16 protein-coding genes are annotated in these 16,077 nt (G+C 68.3%); 7 read left to right on the top strand and 9 right to left on the bottom strand.

Translation table 11 applies throughout. The annotated features are described in order from the left end of the window. Window positions 1–20: 20 nt before the first annotated feature. From IWX75_RS05965 to IWX75_RS05955, 3 genes are read left to right on the top strand one after another with little or no spacing between them, the layout of a single operon-like run. Entirely contained in the window at window positions 21–527 is a 507-nt protein-coding gene (locus IWX75_RS05965) for a hypothetical protein (protein WP_196821297.1), read from the top strand. Further along, window positions 524–1,354: a polysaccharide deacetylase family protein gene (locus tag IWX75_RS05960; protein ID WP_196821296.1), complete on the top strand. Its 831-nt coding sequence runs from the start codon at window positions 524–526 to the stop codon at window positions 1,352–1,354. The genes IWX75_RS05965 and IWX75_RS05960 overlap by 4 nt, the downstream gene beginning before the upstream one ends. A gap of 45 nt (window positions 1,355–1,399) precedes the next feature. Beyond that, entirely contained in the window at window positions 1,400–2,578 is a 1,179-nt protein-coding gene (locus IWX75_RS05955; RefSeq protein WP_196821295.1) for a glycosyl hydrolase family 18 protein, read from the top strand. Between the two features lie 120 nt (window positions 2,579–2,698). Here the strand turns inward: IWX75_RS05955 and IWX75_RS05950 are convergent, their stop codons facing one another. Continuing rightward, window positions 2,699–4,870, bottom strand: a complete 2,172-nt coding sequence (locus tag IWX75_RS05950; protein ID WP_196821294.1) for a hypothetical protein — start codon at window positions 4,868–4,870, stop codon at window positions 2,699–2,701. A gap of 349 nt (window positions 4,871–5,219) precedes the next feature. After that, window positions 5,220–6,188, bottom strand: a complete 969-nt coding sequence (locus IWX75_RS05945; protein ID WP_196821293.1) for a TIGR03885 family FMN-dependent LLM class oxidoreductase — start codon at window positions 6,186–6,188, stop codon at window positions 5,220–5,222. A gap of 143 nt (window positions 6,189–6,331) precedes the next feature. Here IWX75_RS05945 and IWX75_RS05940 point away from each other — a divergent pair, with 143 nt between their 5' ends. Genes IWX75_RS05940 through IWX75_RS05930 form a run of 3 tightly spaced genes read left to right on the top strand, consistent with a single transcriptional unit; the run spans window position 6,332 to window position 7,876 of the window. After that, the gene (locus IWX75_RS05940) at window positions 6,332–7,006 is read left to right on the top strand and encodes a hypothetical protein (RefSeq protein ID WP_196821396.1); all 675 of its coding nucleotides are present in this window, start codon (window positions 6,332–6,334) and stop codon (window positions 7,004–7,006) included. Between the two features lie 6 nt (window positions 7,007–7,012). After that, on the top strand, window positions 7,013–7,399 hold the full coding sequence (locus IWX75_RS05935; protein ID WP_196821292.1) for a cupin domain-containing protein: 387 nt from the start codon (window positions 7,013–7,015) through the stop codon (window positions 7,397–7,399). Window positions 7,400–7,459: 60 nt separating this feature from the next. Next, window positions 7,460–7,876, top strand: coding sequence for a VOC family protein (locus IWX75_RS05930; RefSeq protein ID WP_196821291.1), 417 nt, complete (start codon window positions 7,460–7,462; stop codon window positions 7,874–7,876). A gap of 68 nt (window positions 7,877–7,944) precedes the next feature. Here the strand turns inward: IWX75_RS05930 and IWX75_RS05925 are convergent, their stop codons facing one another. From IWX75_RS05925 to IWX75_RS05910, 4 genes are read right to left on the bottom strand one after another with little or no spacing between them, the layout of a single operon-like run. Further along, on the bottom strand, window positions 7,945–8,133 hold the full coding sequence (locus IWX75_RS05925) for a DUF2795 domain-containing protein (protein ID WP_196821290.1): 189 nt from the start codon (window positions 8,131–8,133) through the stop codon (window positions 7,945–7,947). A 35-nt stretch (window positions 8,134–8,168) separates the two neighbouring features. Continuing rightward, window positions 8,169–9,035 (bottom strand): glycosyltransferase, encoded by an 867-nt coding sequence (locus IWX75_RS05920; protein ID WP_196821289.1) that lies wholly within the window; start codon window positions 9,033–9,035, stop codon window positions 8,169–8,171. Continuing rightward, entirely contained in the window at window positions 9,032–10,531 is a 1,500-nt protein-coding gene (gene rfaE2, locus IWX75_RS05915; RefSeq protein ID WP_196821288.1) for a D-glycero-beta-D-manno-heptose 1-phosphate adenylyltransferase, read from the bottom strand. The genes IWX75_RS05920 and rfaE2 (IWX75_RS05915) overlap by 4 nt, the downstream gene beginning before the upstream one ends. After that, complete coding sequence (locus tag IWX75_RS05910) at window positions 10,531–11,952, bottom strand: aldehyde dehydrogenase family protein (protein ID WP_196821287.1); 1,422 nt, start codon at window positions 11,950–11,952, stop codon at window positions 10,531–10,533. Before IWX75_RS05910 ends, rfaE2 (IWX75_RS05915) begins: the two co-directional genes overlap by 1 nt. A 237-nt stretch (window positions 11,953–12,189) precedes the next feature. Between IWX75_RS05910 and IWX75_RS05905 the strand changes: the two genes are divergently transcribed. Continuing rightward, on the top strand, window positions 12,190–13,347 hold the full coding sequence (locus tag IWX75_RS05905; RefSeq protein ID WP_196821286.1) for a glycosyltransferase family 9 protein: 1,158 nt from the start codon (window positions 12,190–12,192) through the stop codon (window positions 13,345–13,347). On the opposite strand, the gene IWX75_RS05900 is transcribed toward IWX75_RS05905, so the two are convergent. The 3 genes from IWX75_RS05900 to IWX75_RS05890 are packed head-to-tail and all read right to left on the bottom strand — an operon-like array spanning window position 13,313 to window position 16,077. Continuing rightward, window positions 13,313–14,038, bottom strand: a complete 726-nt coding sequence (locus IWX75_RS05900) for an SDR family oxidoreductase (protein ID WP_196821285.1) — start codon at window positions 14,036–14,038, stop codon at window positions 13,313–13,315. The genes IWX75_RS05905 and IWX75_RS05900 overlap by 35 nt on opposite strands. Before the next feature lie 48 nt (window positions 14,039–14,086). Then, on the bottom strand, window positions 14,087–15,454 hold the full coding sequence (gene rfaE2 / locus IWX75_RS05895; RefSeq protein ID WP_196821284.1) for a D-glycero-beta-D-manno-heptose 1-phosphate adenylyltransferase: 1,368 nt from the start codon (window positions 15,452–15,454) through the stop codon (window positions 14,087–14,089). Beyond that, a complete protein-coding gene (locus IWX75_RS05890; protein ID WP_442858951.1) occupies window positions 15,451–16,077 on the bottom strand; it encodes a D-sedoheptulose-7-phosphate isomerase in 627 nt (208 codons plus the stop codon). Before IWX75_RS05890 ends, rfaE2 (IWX75_RS05895) begins: the two co-directional genes overlap by 4 nt.

Below are 16,077 nucleotides of genomic sequence, written 5' to 3'. Positions count from 1 at the left end.
AGACGATGAGGAAGAGGACGATGACCAAGCAGCACCACATGACTGCGAGACGCAGGACTGCGGCCGGAACCATGGTCGGTGTCGTGGCCCTCTTCGCCGCATGGGCCACCACCACCGGCGGCACACTGGCAACAGCTGCGCCCCCCATCCGCAGTGAAGGGGTCATCAGCGAGCCCGTCGCCGAGCCGCATGCCATGGTCGAGCCCGAGGCTCAGGCCGTGAACGACGGTCAGCGCGGCCAGGCCGCCGGCGTGAAGATGCGCAAGGCACCGCAGGTCGACGTCAAGAAGCTGAAAGGCACGGGGAATGGTGGCTGCGTCGTCGGCTATGGCGACCCCGGCCAGTGCCTGCCGGTCGTCCCGCCGAGCCACGCCGTCCACGCTGCCCACGGTATGGACGTCACCTGGACCTGCGGGGAGATGCGCACGATCTTCGTGGAGGGCATCACTGTCGAGCGGAGCAAGGACTCGCTGAAGTTGGACAGCAACAAGGATGGCGTGGCCTGTGGGGAGGGCGACGCAGCATGACCCGGCCCCGTCGCATGGTGACGGCTGTAGCCGTTTCGGTGGCTGCCGCCGTCGCCGTCGCCGGGACGATCCAGGTGGTCATCCGGGATCACTCAGGCTCGGCATTTGCCGCCACAACGGCCACAACCCGGAGCGCTCCGACTACGGAGCGCCCGCTGGACAACGACTGCTCGGGTGGCCACGTCACCTTCACCTTCGATGACGGCCCGCGCGAGAACACCGAGAGGGTGCTCGACGCGCTCGATGGACTTGGCATCGACGCCGTCTTCTTCTGGAACGGCCAGAGGATCAAGGGGCGCGAGCGCACCGTCACCCGCGCTCTTGCCGAAGGCCATGTCGTCGGCAACCACTCCTGGGACCACCCCGATATGACGACGGGGGAACTGCCCGACGGCACCAAGGAGACCTGGACCCCCGAGTGGGTGCGTAGTGAGCTGGAGCGGACGAACAGGGCCCTGATCGCTGCTGGCGCCCCTCGCCCGACGCTCTACCGCCCGCCCTACGGTGCGATCAACAGGCAGGTGGACGAGGTCGCACAAGAGCTCGGCCTCCGTCTCGTGATGCCCTGGGGGTACCACGAGGAGGAGGACAACATCGTGGACACCCACGACTACGAGGGCGCGACCACCCAGGAGATCATCGATGCCACGGTCCGAGGGATGCGGGCCGACTCGATCATCACGATGCACGACGGCCAGGGACAGGCGACGCTCAACTCCGTCGACGCACTCCAGCCCATCGTTGACGTGATGAACGAGAGAGGACTGTGCGCCACCACGGAGATGCGCGAGGATACTACGGGCGGCGTGCTGGAGATGTACGGCTGAAGAGATCCCGGCGCCCGTCCGACCCGGGACGAGGAGGAAGCTCTGGTGGCCAAGCTGCCTAGCAAGGTCGTCGCCGTCTACTGGACCCGCTGGAACTCCGGCATCCGGCTCACGCAGGTCCCGCAGTCGTACAACGTGCTCTACCTGTTTGCCGCCGGCCGGTCCGGTGGCGCCGGGGGCATCGGGTGGGGCACGAACGACATCGCCGCCGACATCAGGACCGTCCGCGCCCGGGGTCAGCGTGTCATGCTCTCCACGGGGGGCGCGGGCCAGGGGATCGACTTCTCCTCACGGTCCGTGAGCCGACGCTTCGTGGACAGCGTCGTGCGCATCAACGCCGAGCTCGGTGGCACCCTGGCCAGCCCCGTCATCGATGGGGTCGACTTCAACACCTTCGAGGCCGAGGCCACGCCGAACACCGCCGAGTACCTGTGGATGTTCGCCGAACTGAAGCGCCGGTTCGGCCAGGACTTCGGTATCACGTCCCCGCCTGCCCCCTGGAAGGCCCAGGACAAGGCGATGATCCGCGAGGCCCTGTCGAGGGACCTCATGGCCTACGCAGGGCCGCAGTTCTACGACGGCGCAGGGCTCGCCGACCCGGAATACATCATTGCGACCACGCGCGACTGGGTGCAGAACGTGGCCGGCGGGGACGCGAGCAAGATCGTCGTGGGCTTTGGCATGGAGGACCTGGAGAACTACTCCTCCATCGATCAGATCCTCACCGCCTGGCGGGCGATCGAGAAGGAGTTTCCGACGATCCGAGGGACGTTCCTGTGGCAGCACAAGACCGACTCCGACCGGGGATGGGCCTTTGCCAAGCAGGTGGCCCGGCTCGTCCTGGACAACGGTATCCCCGAGCAGCCGATGCGCTCGACCCCGCCGCCTTCGCCAACTCAGCCTCCCCGCCCCGTGGTGAAGATCGGCTCGGCCTTCTTCCCGCTCGCGGGCATCGACATCGCTCGCGAACTCAATGCCCTGGTGGCCTACACGGACGAGGCACCAACCACGTCCACCAACCCGTACGGCTGCGAGGTGACCGTGGCGGGCGGCAAGGTGATCCAGATCAACGACCGCCAGGTCGGTGAGTCTGCGACCGGAACACCCGTCCCCGAAGGCGGCTTCGTACTCTCGGGACATGGTGAGGCGCGCACATGGCTCCTGGCCAATGCCGAGGCCGGTGCGGCGGTCGAGGGCATCACGGTGACCCCTGCCCCCTCCTGATACCGGACTGAGCCCACCTACGCTCGAGCGCGGCTCGATCAGCGCGGCGGCCGTAAGGACCCTCGGGGGCCCGCTGGAAGAGCCCGGCCGCACCGCGCGGCGGGTTTTCTCGCACGGGGATCAGCGGAAGGTCGCTACCCCGCCCTCCGATGCGGTCCAGGTGATGTAGCCGCCCTGGTAGTCCTGCCGCACCCCGCCGGCGATGCTGTATTCGTTGGATGTCGGGTACCCCAGCCGCCCGTTCTCGAGGCCGACGCGGGCGTAGGCTTCGCGGATCCCACCGAAGGACAGACGGGCGCCGCTGGCCGGTGACCAGAGGATCGCGCCGTTCTGGAACGCCTGGTACTTGCCGCCGTCCTTCAGGCCGCTGATCACCCCTGAAATGGGATACCCGAGGAAACCGGCTTGGGAACCATAGGCCCTGTAGGTGTCCAGGATGGGCCCGTTCAGGGTGACCTGCCCGCCGGTCGCAGCTGACCAGAAGATCCCGCCGTGCTGGAACTGCTGGTAGGCACCGCCCTTCACCGCGGTTTCCCGAGCTGTGGGGTAGCCGAGGCTCCCGTTCTCGGAGCCGCTGCCGACATAGGTGGCTCGCATCCCGCCGAAGACCAGGTGCGCTCCGCTGGAAGGCGACCACATCAGGGTGCCGTTCTGGAACGTCTGGTACTTCCCGCCGTCCTTCAGCCCGCTGAGTTCGTTGGAGGTCGGGAAGCCCAGGAACCCGGTCTGCGCTCCGTAGGAATTGTAGGAATCCAGGATGGATCCCTTGAGGGTGACCTGACCGCCGGTGGCGGCCGACCAGAAAATCCCGCCGTGCTGGAACTGCTGGTACGCGCCGCCGTTGATGCCCGTTTCCCTGGCGGTGGGGTAGCCCAGGCTGCCGTTTTCGGAGCCGCTGCGGACATAGGTCTCGCGCATCCCACCGAATACCAGGTGCGCCCCGCCGTCCGGCGACCACAGGATCGTGCCGTTCTGGAAGGTCTGGTACTTCCCGCCGTCCTTCAGGCCGCCCAATTCACCCGAAGTAGGGAAGCCCATCAAACCGGACTGGAACCCGTAGGCGAAATAGGTGTCGCGGAGGGGCCCGTGCGGACTGACCTGCCCGCCGGTGGCCGGCGACCAGAAGATCCCGCCGTGCTGGAACTGCTGGTACGAGCCGCCGGCAACGCCTACCTCGTCGGCCGTCGGGTAGCCCAGCGGCCCGGCAGTAGCCCGTGCGCCAACATAGGTGGCGTGCATGGCGCCCCTCACGGCGACCGCACCGGCCGCGGACCAGAAGATCGAGCCGCGCTCATAATCCTGGCGGGCACCGCACGGAAGGGCGGTCTCACCGCCCACCGGCGCGCCGAGCAGGCCTGCAACTCCCGACTGCCCGTACTTCGCCTCGATTGCGGTGCGGACCGGGACGCCGGATACGGCCGGCGTTGCTGACGAGAACCGATTCGCCGGGGCGTATCCGGCCCTGGTGCCGGTCACGTTCAGTGTCATGGTTCCACCCGCGTCAGCACTGGTCAGCGTGTAGGTGGAGCCGGTTGCCCCGGCAACGGCCTCGCCTGACCGGTACCACTGGTACTCCAGTGGAATGGGTGCCGGTGTCCACGCTCCAGGAACGGCAGTAAGGACCGACCCCGTCGCTGCAGACCCGGAGATCGACGGCGTCATCGAACCGATCGTGCCCGGTACGACGCGCTTTCCGTCGGAATCCCTCACCGCCGTCAGGTAGCCGCTCTTGGAGCCGGTGACCTTCACCCAAACGAACTCCGTCACGTCGTCGGCCGTCAGTCTGTAGGTCTTGCCGATGGCCCCGGCTATCACAAAATCACCGCGCATCCACTGGTAGGTCAGGGTGAGAGGCGCGGGCCCCCAGGACCCGGCATTGGCCGTGAGGGTGGCATCCATTGTCGGACTTCCCGAAATGGTGGGAACCGACGAGGTAAGGCTTCCGGCAACTGCAGCGGCGGACTGGGCCTGGCCGGCATCGCTGACGAGGGGTGGAGCCGTGACCTCCGGTGAAGCTCCTACTTCCGGCGAACCCGAACCCGGCGGCGGAATTGTGACCGGTGGCGAACCCACCTCCGGCGAACCAGAAACTTCCGGTGGAGCCGTTGCGTCCGGCGAGACGGAAACCAGGGGTGGAGCCGTTGAATCTGGCGAGGCGGAAACGAGCAGTGGAGCCGTCGCGTCCGCGGCTTCCATGGCCGCGGCCGGCACGGTAGTCAGGGAGCCGGCAAGGAGCGCCACAACCGCGGCGGCCACAGCTCCTCGGGTCGAGCGGCGGGGCTGGATTGGCATGCGCATCCTGGAGACTCATTCCCGCAAAACAACGGGTGATCAGTGGGGAGGCCGATGCTGTCCCCGCGGGAAGCATAACCGAGGAACGCCTGATACCAAAGGTGCAAATGTGAAAGGCGCGTGTCTTGTGTCGGCCCCTGGCCATAGGAACCTTCGCTGCTGCTTCCCGCACCGCAGCCGTCCATGCTGCCGTCGGAAGTTATCTGCCGTCGACGGTGGGGACGGTGTGACGGCGCGGCAGCACGCCCTGCTACCGGATGCGCCAGGAGATTCCCTTGCCGAGCCGGAATGATGCCCGTCCACGGCTGTTCACGACCAGCGGAACAGGACCAGCGACGTCGCCCGCAGCTCACACGCCGCGCAGTTGAGGAAGAACCTCCCTGCCGAAGGTGTCGATGAAAGCGCGCTGGTCCTGGCCGACATGGTGAAGGTACAGCTCGTCGAAACCGAGCTCCCCGTATTCGTGCAGCCACTGGGCATGCCGGGCAGGGTCGCTCGAGACATTGACCGCCTTCCGCACCTGCGCCCGGGAAATCTCCTTGCGCTCCGCCAGGTCGACGAAGTCCTGCGCGGTCGCTGTGTCCCAGGTCAGCGGAGGCCCCACGGAATTCGTGCGCCACTGTCCGTAGGCGATGTCGTCGGCGTCGTCGTCGGAATCCGCCCAGCTGAGGTGGACCTGGAGCGCCGCCTTGCCGCGGCCCCCTTCATCGCGATAGGCACCCAGAAGCTTCCGGAGCGTGTCGGCGTCCTGGTTGGTGGTGATCAGCCCGTCCGCCCAGGTTGCCGCGCGGCGCGCGGTCTCCACCGACATCACCGGTGCGATCAGGGAAGGCGGAACCTCCGGCAGGTCCCATAGCCTGGCCCGCTCAACGGTCACCAGCCCGCGGTGGGTCACCTCCTCCCCCGCGTGGAGGCGCCGGATGACGTCCACACACTCTTCAAGGCGTTGCTGGCGGACCGCTTTCTCCGGCCAGGGGTCGCCGGTGATGCGCTCGTTCATGTTCTGGCCACTGCCCAGAGCAGCCCAGAACCGCTCCGGGAACATGGCGGACAGCGTGGCTGTCGCCTGAGCGGTGATGGCCGGGTGATAGCGCTGCCCCGGGGCAGTGACGACGCCGAACCGGAGCTCCGTCGTCGCAAGCGCCGCGCCGAGCCAGGTCCAGGCATACCCGGCATGTCCCTGAGAGGGCGACCACGGCTCGAAGTGGTCCGAGCACATGGCAGCCTGGAAGCCGGCCGATTCAGCATGCTGGACGTCCAGAAGGAGCTGTACGGGAGAGATTTGTTCATGCGAGGCATGGAAACCGATTACAGGCATGGTCAATGTCTAACACTGCGGTGAAAAGCCTGTCGAGGACCGTTTTCCGGGATCGGCTCCCGGACCGTCAGCAGGAGCACGGAGCTACTCGCCGGTGGTGCCAGCTGTGGTGCAAGGCACACCGGCGGCACTACCATGGATTCGTGGAACCGCTCTTCGATTTCCTCGGCAGTTACTGGTGGCTTGCCTTCCCCTTGAGCGGTGTCTTCGCAGCCTGGGGAAGTTCCTGGTCGAAGGCGAGCGAGCGGCGGCACCAGCGCAAGCTCGAGCTCTACCGGCTCCAGCACCAGGGCCTCGCCGTCGAGCAGGCTCACAGCGGCGAGATCCAGGCCCTACTGACCGCGCACGACGCCGTGAACAAGCGCTGGCTGGAGTACGAACTCGACGCCGCCAAGCTCATCGACTACCCCATGATGACCGACGTGCGGGAGCCCCTGACCGTCGCCTTCCTCCGCTCGAAGCGTGAAGCCGACGCGCTGCGGCCCATGGACGAGAACGAGCTGTCACGGGACCGGCTCGCTGAGTACCGGAACGCCGTCAACAACTTCGACGTCGCATTCCGCGTCGCGGAGTCCGAAGCGCACCGTTTGAAGGACACCGCCTTCAGCGGGCCTGAACGCCAGCGGCTGACGACCGCGAGGAAGCTCGTGACCGTCGCCGTCGACGAAGCAGCGACCCCGGCCGAACGCCAGACCGCCTACAAGAGGGCACGCCGCGAGCTCGACGGGCTGATCGTCCTTCCCGATGCCACCATCGCTTCCCTCGAGGAGAAGGTGGCACGCATGCTGGGCGCGGGACCCTCGAAGGCCCAGGCCTGAGTCCGGGTGGACTCTTTCATCAGGACCGAGAAAGAGGTCGAGGAGGCGCATTGGCATGATCAGCGCGGGAGCATCAGCTTTCGGACTCTCCTTGGCGACACGCCGGACACCTCGTCCTTCGTGACAGGCATTGCCCGGCTTCCGGTGGGCGGCCATCTGGCGCCTCACCGACATGCTCCCCCTGAAACCTATTCCGTCCTGGAGGGACAGGGCGTCGTAGTCCTGAACGGGATCGACCACGACGTCGCTGCTAAGTCCAGCGTCCACATTCCGGAAAATGCAGTTCATGGGATCCGCAATGCCGGGAGCGGGATCCTGCGGTTCTTCTACGTGCTGGCCGCCGACTCATTCGACGAGATCGACTATCAGTTCGTGGAGACCGACGCCGGATAGCTTCCCGCGCGGAGCCTGCTGACCCATAATCGGAGCATCCGAGAGAAAAGGAGTGTTCCCATGACCACCCGACTCAATTCCTACCTCAGCTTCCGGGACACCGCGGCTCCCGCAATGGCGTTCTACCAATCAGTGTTCGGCGGCAACCTCGTGTCGAACACCTTCGGTGAGTTCCACGCGAGCGAGGACCCCGCGGAGCAGGACAAGCTCATGCACGCCGAGCTCACCACACCCAACGGGATGGTGCTGATGGGAGCAGACACTCCCAACAGCATGGACCTGACCGTGGGCACCAACCACTCACTGTCGCTCAGTGGCGAGGACGAACAGGAGCTGCGGGGCTACTGGGAAAAACTGTCCGACAGCGGCACTGTGGTGGAACCGCTCGCGCAGGCGCCATGGGGGGACAGCTTCGGCATGTGCGTGGATGGGTTCGGTGTGCACTGGATGGTGAACATCTCAGGGCCGAAAGCCTGACCCCGCTCACGCTCCGGGGAAACCGGCCGGCGGCCGGCTTCCCCGTCGTCGTCCTCGGCAACTGCCGTCTACTTCGCGGCTTCCTTGTTGACGTCGGTGGGCGAAGCGTACTCGCGGTCCGGAAGGTTGTTCAGGGTTTCCATCACGGAGTCGTCGGCTCCGGATCCTTCGGCGTGCTTGACGAGGTTCTCCTTGGATACCGGGTAGTCGATGCCGCCCAGTGCCTTCTGGATATCGATGGGGCTCGGATTTGCCATGGGTTCCGTCCTTTACTTGAGGGTTTGCCTTGCATTCACTGCTCCGGTTGCCCGTGGACAACTGAAGCGGCGTCTATGGCACGGTCGGTGACCGTGGTGGGCGATTCGAGGTGCACGGCGCCGGAGGGAAGAATTCCTGCTCCGCCGTACCGCTCCATCACACGCCACTGCGCCGCGACATCTTCTCCGGCGTGGGCTTCCGGCAGGTCCTCCCAGAAGTCGAATCCCCCGCAGTTCACCAGTGCCTCGCGGTCGAACAGGACGCAGCCGCCGATCCACGCGACCTTATAGAGCACCCAGGACCCGGGGTCGAGGTCAAAGTCCTGCGCGGCGTGCACGAGGTTAGCGGCATTGTGGAGCTTCCACCGCGGGAAGCCCTCGGCATCCGGCCGGATGCGTTCGGGAAGTACTTCCCCGCCCTCCCAGAACTCGAGCTGCACCCGCTCACTCGGGCGTTCATCGTCGAGGTAGGACAACCCCTGCACCGCGGAACCGACAAAGCCGCATCCCGCGGTCCGCAGCGCCGAACAAAGGCGCAGGAGGGTACCCGGCTCGAGCCATACGTCGTTGTCGAGGAACAGGACGAAGGGGGCGGTCGAGAGCCCGAGCAGGAAGCTCCGGTGCTCCGCCAGGCCGCGGCGTGGAAAATGCCGTTCAAGGAGCACCGGAGCGCCCTGCGCCCGCAGCACGCGGACCATCGCCTGCACCGCGGGATGGTCGTAGGCCGGTTCGTTCTCCGTCTGGTCGCTCACGACCACCCGGAAATCGATGCCGTCCTGCGCAGCGAGCCCCGCCAACGTCACTGCGAGTTCCGCGGGACGGGCGAACGAGGGAATGAGCACGTCGATCTCCGGATCCACCTCCGCGGCAGCCCGCCCCCACCCTCCGGACCAGCGGGTCATGGCGCGCCCTCGGCCGCCGGTTCCGCTGTGGTCCTGATCTTCCGCACCACCGCCGTCGTCGAGCGCTCCGGGACGTAGTCCAGAATGCGAACGGATCCCCCGAAGGCCTCCACCACCGGGGTCTCCTCGAGCATCTGCGCCGAGTAATCGCCACCCTTCGCATAGATGTCCGGGCGCAGCGCTTCGATCAGCGGGATGGGAGTGTCGGTCGCGAAGACAGTCACGTAGTCCACGCAGCTCAAGGCGGCGATCACCCCGGCGCGGTCGGCGAGCGCATTGATCGGCCGGTCCGGGCCCTTCAGCCGGCGGACGCTGTCGTCATCGTTCAGTGCCACCACCAGAACGTCACCCAGCTGTTTGGCCTGGTTAAGGTAACGGGTGTGACCGCGGTGCAGGACGTCGAAACACCCGTTCGTCAGCACGATGCGGAGGCCTGCCTCCCGATCACGGGCGATGCGCCGGGCGAGGTCCTCCGCGCCGAGGGCCGTGTCGGCGAAGCTGCCAAGGTGCACGGCGAGGTCCTCTGTCGAGCACACCGAGGTCCCGGGCCGGTGCACGACGACGTCGGCCGCCGCCTGGGCGAGATCGAGGCTGGTCGTCAGGGGCAGCCCGGCGGCCCGTGCCGCGGTGAGGCAGGCCACGAAAGTATCGCCGGCACCGGAAGCCTGCCGTTCCACGGCCGGCCGCGCCCACGTCCGATGTTCTTCGGAGTCCTTGGTGAACAGGACGGTGCCGTCACGGTCGAGGGTGACCACCACGGCGGATGCCCCGGTGGCGGCGAGCAGTTCGGCGCGCCGGGCCTGCACTGCTTCGGCGCGGTTGCTGCGCGCGTCGAGCCGGCAGTCGAGTATGCGGGAGGCCTCCTCCGCGTTCGGCGTCACGATATCGGGGCGAAGCTCGGACCAGGCAGCGGGATCATGCGAATCGACCACGGTCAGCGGCGGCGGGTCGGCCTCCAGCAAAGCTTTGCGAACCGGACCGCGCACCGCCCCGGTGCCGTAGTCGCACACCACGACGGCGTCGCTGCCGGCGATTGCCGCTGCCACCCGGCCTGCAACCCGGAGTGCCGCTGCTTCCGGGATGCTCTCGGGGGTGTCGTCGAGCCGCAGCATCACCTGGTCTCCGCCGACGATGCGGTACTTGGTGGTGGTACGTACGCCGTCATCCGCAACGAGCCCGGTCACGTCCACGCCGGCGTCGGTGAGGATCGAGCGCAACCGGCGGCCGGCGTCGTCGTTCCCCGTCAGCCCGCAGATCCGTACCCGTGCACCGAGCGCTGCGAGATTCACTGCGGTGTTCGCTGCTCCGCCGGCAGCGTACTCGCGGCGCTGGACGTCCACGACGGGCGCGGGAGCCTCACGACAGAAGCGTTCGATGCTCCCGGTCCACCAACCGTCCAGAATGACGTCGCCCACCACCGTCACCGCCGGGGCAGCCTCGGCGATCCGCTGCGGCACCCAGCCGGCGAGTCCGCGGACGTCCTTCAGCCCCTCCATCAGGCGCCCCCGGCTCCAGGAATGCCGATGTGCACGACCTTGACGAGGGTGAACTCGTCGAGCAGTTCCGGCCCGTACCCGAAGCCCGCCCCGCTGATGCCGCGCGGCTGCGCCGAGCCGCCCGGTGCTCCACCGAAGACGGCGTTGACCTTGACCGTTCCGACGGGGAGGGCCGCAATGGCCCGCTGCGCGGAGGCGATGCTGCCCGTCAGCACCGAGGCGGCCAGGCCGTAGGGCCCCGATGCCGCAAGGACAAGGCCCTCCTCGAAGCTGTCCACCACCGTCACCGGCGCTACGGGGCCGAAGGTCTCCTCGGTCATCACGGTCATGACGTCGCTGCAGCCGGACAGCACCGTAGCGGGATAGGAGGCGCCCGCGCCCTCGGGAACGACACCACCCGCCAGGCAGCGCGCACCTAAGGAAACGGCCTCGGTGACCTGTGCGTGCACTGCGTCGCGGAGCCGGCGGTCCACGAGGGGTGCAACCGATCCACTGGTGTTCCGTCGTCGGGCCTCGGCTGCCAGGGCGTCGAGGAACGGCTCGGCGACGGCGCGGTGCACATAGATCCGCTCCACCGCCGTGCAGATCTGTCCACTGTTGCTGAAGGCACCGATCGCGGCCTGTCCGGCGGCCCAGACCGGGTCCACGTCGGCGTCGACCAGCAGAGGATCGTTGCCGCCGTTCTCCCGGATCACATGGCTCCCGGTGAGCGCGGCGGCCTCGGCGATGCGGGCACCGGTGGCACTCGAACCAACGTGCGCGAGGACGTCGACGTCCGTCTCCGACGTGATCAGCCGCCCCACATCGGCTCCCCCGGTGAGGGTCGAGAAGACGCCCTCCGGAAAACAGGGGGCAAGGAGTTCCCCCAGGTGGATGCCGAGGTGCGGGCAGCGCTCGCTCGGCTTGTGGACGACCGTGTTCCCCGTCACCAGCGCGGCTCCGAGGAGCCCAGCTGCAACGGCGACAGGATCGTTCCAGGGCGTGAGCAGGGCGGCAACCCCGCGGGGCTCGGTCACCGTGAAATTCGAGGCGAGCAGCGAGCCGCGCAGGCTGAGGCCGCGGTGGAGCGGACCAAGCTCCGCGTACTGCTCGAGTGTCGACACGCCCGCCTCGACGCCGGCGAGCGCCTCGTCGATCGGGCGCCCGGTCTCACGGCTGTTCAGCTCGGCCAGGGCGCGGGCACCGCCGCGGAGGGCATTCGCCGCCTCCCGCAACATGCTCCCCCGCACCGCAGGATCGGTTCCGGCCCAACCGGGCTGGGCCGTCCGGGCCTGGGAGAGTGCGCTGAGCACCTGTTCCCGATCGGAGCATTGCACCGTCCCCACCTCGTTGCCGTCGCGCGGATCGAGGATGGTGATGGTTTCCTCGTCGACGTTCTCGTCAACAAGGTCCTGCTGCGTGAGACCCGGGTGGGTAGACATGATGCTCCTCAACTTCCGTGCCGGCTGCTTCCGTGCCGATCGGTCCGGCGCCGCGGCAACGGTAGGCCCGGCTGTTCCTCAAGTACCCAGCACTCCTCCCGTTTACACACCGGCCGGTGCCTTTTTTCCACTTCTGTCCCTGTGCGGGCACCTCCTTGGCGATGGCTGATCATTTTCATCAGCAGGCTTAGGATGTCAGGAAGGAAGCAGGTTCGCAACAAGTTTCAGGAGGTATCGATGGGTTCGGAAACCCGGGCGGAATTCGGGGGGTCGGCCGAGCGGTCGAGGCTGGTGGGCCCCGTCCTCGAGCGGTTTCGGAACGTGCACCGCATCGCCGTTCTGCGGGGCGGCGGGCTGGGGGACCTGATGTTCGCCCTGCCCGCGGTCGAGGCGCTCAAGGCCGCCTACCCCGAGGCCGCCATCACGCTCCTCGGCACTCCGCTCGCCGCCGCGCTGCTGAAGGACCGTCCCGGTCCCGTCAGCCGGGTCGAGATCCTCCCGTATGCGGAAGGCGTACGTCCGGGTGTTTCCGATGCCGCCGCCGTGGAGGAGTTCTTCACGGGGATGGTGCGGGAGGAGTTCGACCTCGCCGTCCAGCTACACGGCGGGGGCAGGAACTCCAATCCGTTCCTTCTGGGGTTGAAGGCGCGCCACACCGTGGGGAGCCGCACGGCCGACGCCGCTGCCCTCGAGCGCACCATTCCCTACGTCTACTACCAGCACGAGGTGTTCCGTGCCCTGGAGGTGGTGGGCCTGGCCGGCGCCGTACCGCAGTCGCTCGAGCCCCGGCTCGAGGTCACCCCCGAGGAGACGGCCGCAGCGGCGGAGCGCCTTGGCGCCACCGCTCCCCTGGTCGGCATCCACCCGGGCGCAACGGACCCGCGACGGCGCTGGCCGGCGTCGTCCTTCGCCGCTGTCGCCGCGCTCGCCGCAGGGGACGGAAGCCGCGTCGTGGTGGTGGGCGACGAGGGCGACGCCGCGGCCGCCGACGAGATCGTGCGGCTCGCCCTCGCGAGCGCGCCGGGCACCGACATCTCCTCACTGGCCGGAAAGCTGTCCCTGGGGGAACTCGGCGGCGTGCTGAAGGCGTGCGCCGTCCTGGTCGGCAACGACAGCGGCCCGCGGCACCTGGCGCAGGCGGTCGGCACCCCGACCGTGGGCATCTACTGGATCGGGAACGTCATCAACGCAGGCGCCCTGGGACGCACCCTGCACCGGGTGCATCTCTCCTGGGTGACGGCCTGCCCCGTCTGCGGCGTGAACGTCACCCAGGTGGGCTGGACCGCCGAGCGCTGCGTGCACGATGACTCCTTCGTGCACGCGGTCCGCCCCGCGGAGGTCTACGAGGACGTCCGCGAACTCACGGCCACGAGCCTTCTTCTTCGTGGGCGATGAGCATCTGGCGGATCTCGCACCCCTTGGGCTGTGAGAGCGCAAACAGGATGGCTTCGGCAACACGCTCGGGATCATTGAGCCGGGAGTCGTCCTGCGGCTTGTACTGCTCGTCGCGGTCGTCGAAGAACCGCGTCTTCATGCCGCCGGGAATGATGGTGGTGACGCCGATCCGGCCGGTGGTTTCCGCCGCCAGCGCATGCGAGAACCCGATCACCCCGAACTTCGACGCACAGTAGGCAGTGGCGTCGGCCACCGCCTTGATGCCGAGTGTCGACGCGATGGTGACAACCCTCCCGTGGGTCCGCACCAGGTGAGGAAGCGCCGCACGGGCAGTCGAGACGGTGCCGAACAGGTTGACGCCCACCACCTTCTCCCACTGGTCCGCAGGCACGTCGGCGAGCGCACCGCAGCGGTCGATCCCGGCGGCGGTCACCACGGCGTCGAGCCCGTCCATCGTCTCGGCGGCCTCGGTGACGGCGGCCTCGACCGCGGCGCGGTCCGCGACGTCCACCGCGAACGCCTTGACGCCGGTGACCCGGCTGATGTCGAGGTCGAGCACTACGGGGGTTCCCCCTGCCGCGAGCACGGCCTGGACGACGGCGGCTCCGAGCCCGGAGCCTCCGCCGGTCACGAGGACGCGTCCAGGGTTGTAGGGACTGCCGGACGCGGGGCCTGCTGTTTCGAGCGTCATGTCTTCCTTTCGATTGCGTTGCTGGGATTCTCTGGCGGTTGGAGCTGCTCAGCCCACCTTGGCGAGCGCGGCGGCGAGTTTGGTGGTCGACCGGGCGGGGATATAGGGGACGGTGACGGTGCGCCCGCCCCAGCTGCTGACGAGCTTCGCCTCCGGAAGGTCCTCGGCCGCGTAGTCGCCGCCCTTGACCCAGATATCGGGTCGGAGCCGGGCAATCGCGTCTTCGGGCGTCGACTCGTCGAAGACCAGCACTGCGTCAACGCATTCGAGGGCCGCCAGCAGTTCGGCGCGGTCCTCCTCCCCCATGATGGGCCTGGAGTCACCCTTGAGCCGCCGGACCGAGGAGTCCGAGTTGAGGCACACGATCAGGCAGTCGCCGAGCCTCCGGGCCGCGGCGAGGGTGCGTGCGTGACCGGCGTGGATCAGGTCGAAGCACCCGCCGGTCGCCACCACGGTGCCACCGGACTCCCGGGTGCGCCGGGCGACGTTCAGTGCGTCAAGGCCCGGCACGTTCAGTTCGCGGGGCTCATCCGCCGGCGGTGCGAACAGGGCGGACACACCTCCTGCCGCAAGGAACGACGCCGCTGCCTCCGCTGCCGCCTGTGCCGCCACATCCACGGCGAGGCCGGCAGCGAGGTTCACGGCGAGCGACGACGCGAAACGGTCCCCCGCGCCGCAGGGGTCCGCTCCCGAGACCCGCGGAGCCGGGACGACCTGGGGAAGGGTGCCGCGTGCCGCAACAAGGGCGCCCTGCTCACCCAGGGTGACCACGACGGCGCGGCTCTTCCAGCACGCGAGCAGCACCTCGGCGGCCGTGGCGGCCGCCTGCGTGCCGGTCCCCTCCACTCCGGTGAAGCGCAGGGCCTCTCCGAGGTTGGGGGTGATGGCGGTGACTCCGGGAATGGGGTCGGCCCCGGCCGGGTGCGGATCCCAGACCACGGGGATCCGTCCGAGCTGCCGCGCCAACGCCGCCCGTAGGTCCGGATTCGCCGTGAGCCCGCGGCCGTAGTCGGCCACGACGATCGCCTCGGCGGATTCGAGGGCTGCCAGCATGTCGGCGGTGCATTCCGGTACGGGAGGTTTCGCGCACCCCTCGTCGAAGCGCACCACCGGGTGGCCTGCCGCCCGGACGCGTGTCTTGACCGGTGTGGGAGCTCCCGACGGCCCGGACGTCACCGTGATCCCGTCGAGTTCGGCGCGGAGCAGCCCGGCGGCGTCGTCGCTTCCGAAGACCGTGACCAGCCCGCTCTCGTGCCCGTCGATCTGCAGCATCCGGGCCACCAGCCCTGCTCCTCCGGCCCGGCGCTGCACGACGTCGACGTCGACCACGGGAACCGGCGCATCGGGCGACAGCCTGCCTGCATCTCCCGAGAGGTCGGTGTCCAGCAGGACATCACCCACCACGAGGATCTTCATCGTCCCGCCCTCCGCCGGCCCAGCACCTCGGCGTCGAACGCCCGGCAGATCCCGTGCAGCGCCATCAGGTGGCCCTCCTGGGCGTTCGCCGACCCCGCCTCGATGGCGACATACTCGTCCACGCAGTCGGTCAGCGGGTTGGGACCGGTTCCCGTCAGGGCCCAGGTGGTGATCCCGGCGTCCCGCGCCGCCGCCGCCGCGTGCAGGAGGTTCGGGCTCTTGCCGCTCGTGCTCAGCAGCACCAGGATGTCGCCGCGCCTCCCGTGCGCCCGGACCTGCCGTGCGAACATCTGGTCGAAGCCGTAGTCGTTCGCGATGGCGGTGACGGCAGAGGTTTCCGCGTGAAGCGAGATGGCTGAGAAGGGTTCCCGTTCACCGTCGAAGCGCCCCACGAGCTCCGCCGTCAGATGCTGCGCCTCGGCAGCCGAACCACCGTTGCCGGCGGCGAGCACGCGCTGGCCGGCCATCAGGCGGTCGGCGAGTTCAACTCCCCACTGCGCGAGGTGGTCGGACTGGGCGAACAGCGATTGAAGGGCAGGCATCACCCCCCGGAGGTGGTTCCGGACCAGTTCCCCTGGCTCCGGCTCCTGCGAGGGGGCCGCCTGCGGCTCACCAGCGTGCAG

Origin of the sequence: Arthrobacter sp. CAN_A6 (assembly GCF_015751715.1) — a bacterium.
In the GTDB taxonomy this organism is placed as follows: domain Bacteria; phylum Actinomycetota; class Actinomycetes; order Actinomycetales; family Micrococcaceae; genus Arthrobacter_D.
The sequence above is the reverse complement of the archived record's forward strand: the minus strand, read 5'-3'. Positions and strand labels throughout refer to the sequence as shown.

Excerpts from the sequence above, each read along its gene's own strand:
- IWX75_RS05910 (WP_196821287.1), bottom strand. The coding sequence starts at position 11,952 with ATGTCTACCCACCCGGGTCTCACGCAGCAGGACCTTGTTGACGAGAAC.
- IWX75_RS05905 (WP_196821286.1), top strand. The coding sequence starts at position 12,190 with ATGGGTTCGGAAACCCGGGCGGAATTCGGGGGGTCGGCCGAGCGGTCG.
- IWX75_RS05960 (WP_196821296.1), top strand. The coding sequence starts at position 524 with ATGACCCGGCCCCGTCGCATGGTGACGGCTGTAGCCGTTTCGGTGGCT.
- rfaE2 (WP_196821288.1), bottom strand. The coding sequence starts at position 10,531 with ATGGAGGGGCTGAAGGACGTCCGCGGACTCGCCGGCTGGGTGCCGCAG.
- IWX75_RS05930 (WP_196821291.1), top strand. The coding sequence starts at position 7,460 with ATGACCACCCGACTCAATTCCTACCTCAGCTTCCGGGACACCGCGGCT.
- IWX75_RS05925 (WP_196821290.1), bottom strand. The coding sequence starts at position 8,133 with ATGGCAAATCCGAGCCCCATCGATATCCAGAAGGCACTGGGCGGCATC.
- IWX75_RS05900 (WP_196821285.1), bottom strand. The coding sequence starts at position 14,038 with ATGACGCTCGAAACAGCAGGCCCCGCGTCCGGCAGTCCCTACAACCCT.
- IWX75_RS05945 (WP_196821293.1), bottom strand. The coding sequence starts at position 6,188 with ATGCCTGTAATCGGTTTCCATGCCTCGCATGAACAAATCTCTCCCGTA.
- IWX75_RS05965 (WP_196821297.1), top strand. The coding sequence starts at position 21 with ATGACCAAGCAGCACCACATGACTGCGAGACGCAGGACTGCGGCCGGA.
- rfaE2 (WP_196821284.1), bottom strand. The coding sequence starts at position 15,454 with ATGAAGATCCTCGTGGTGGGTGATGTCCTGCTGGACACCGACCTCTCG.
- IWX75_RS05950 (WP_196821294.1), bottom strand. The coding sequence starts at position 4,870 with ATGCCAATCCAGCCCCGCCGCTCGACCCGAGGAGCTGTGGCCGCCGCG.
- IWX75_RS05920 (WP_196821289.1), bottom strand. The coding sequence starts at position 9,035 with ATGACCCGCTGGTCCGGAGGGTGGGGGCGGGCTGCCGCGGAGGTGGAT.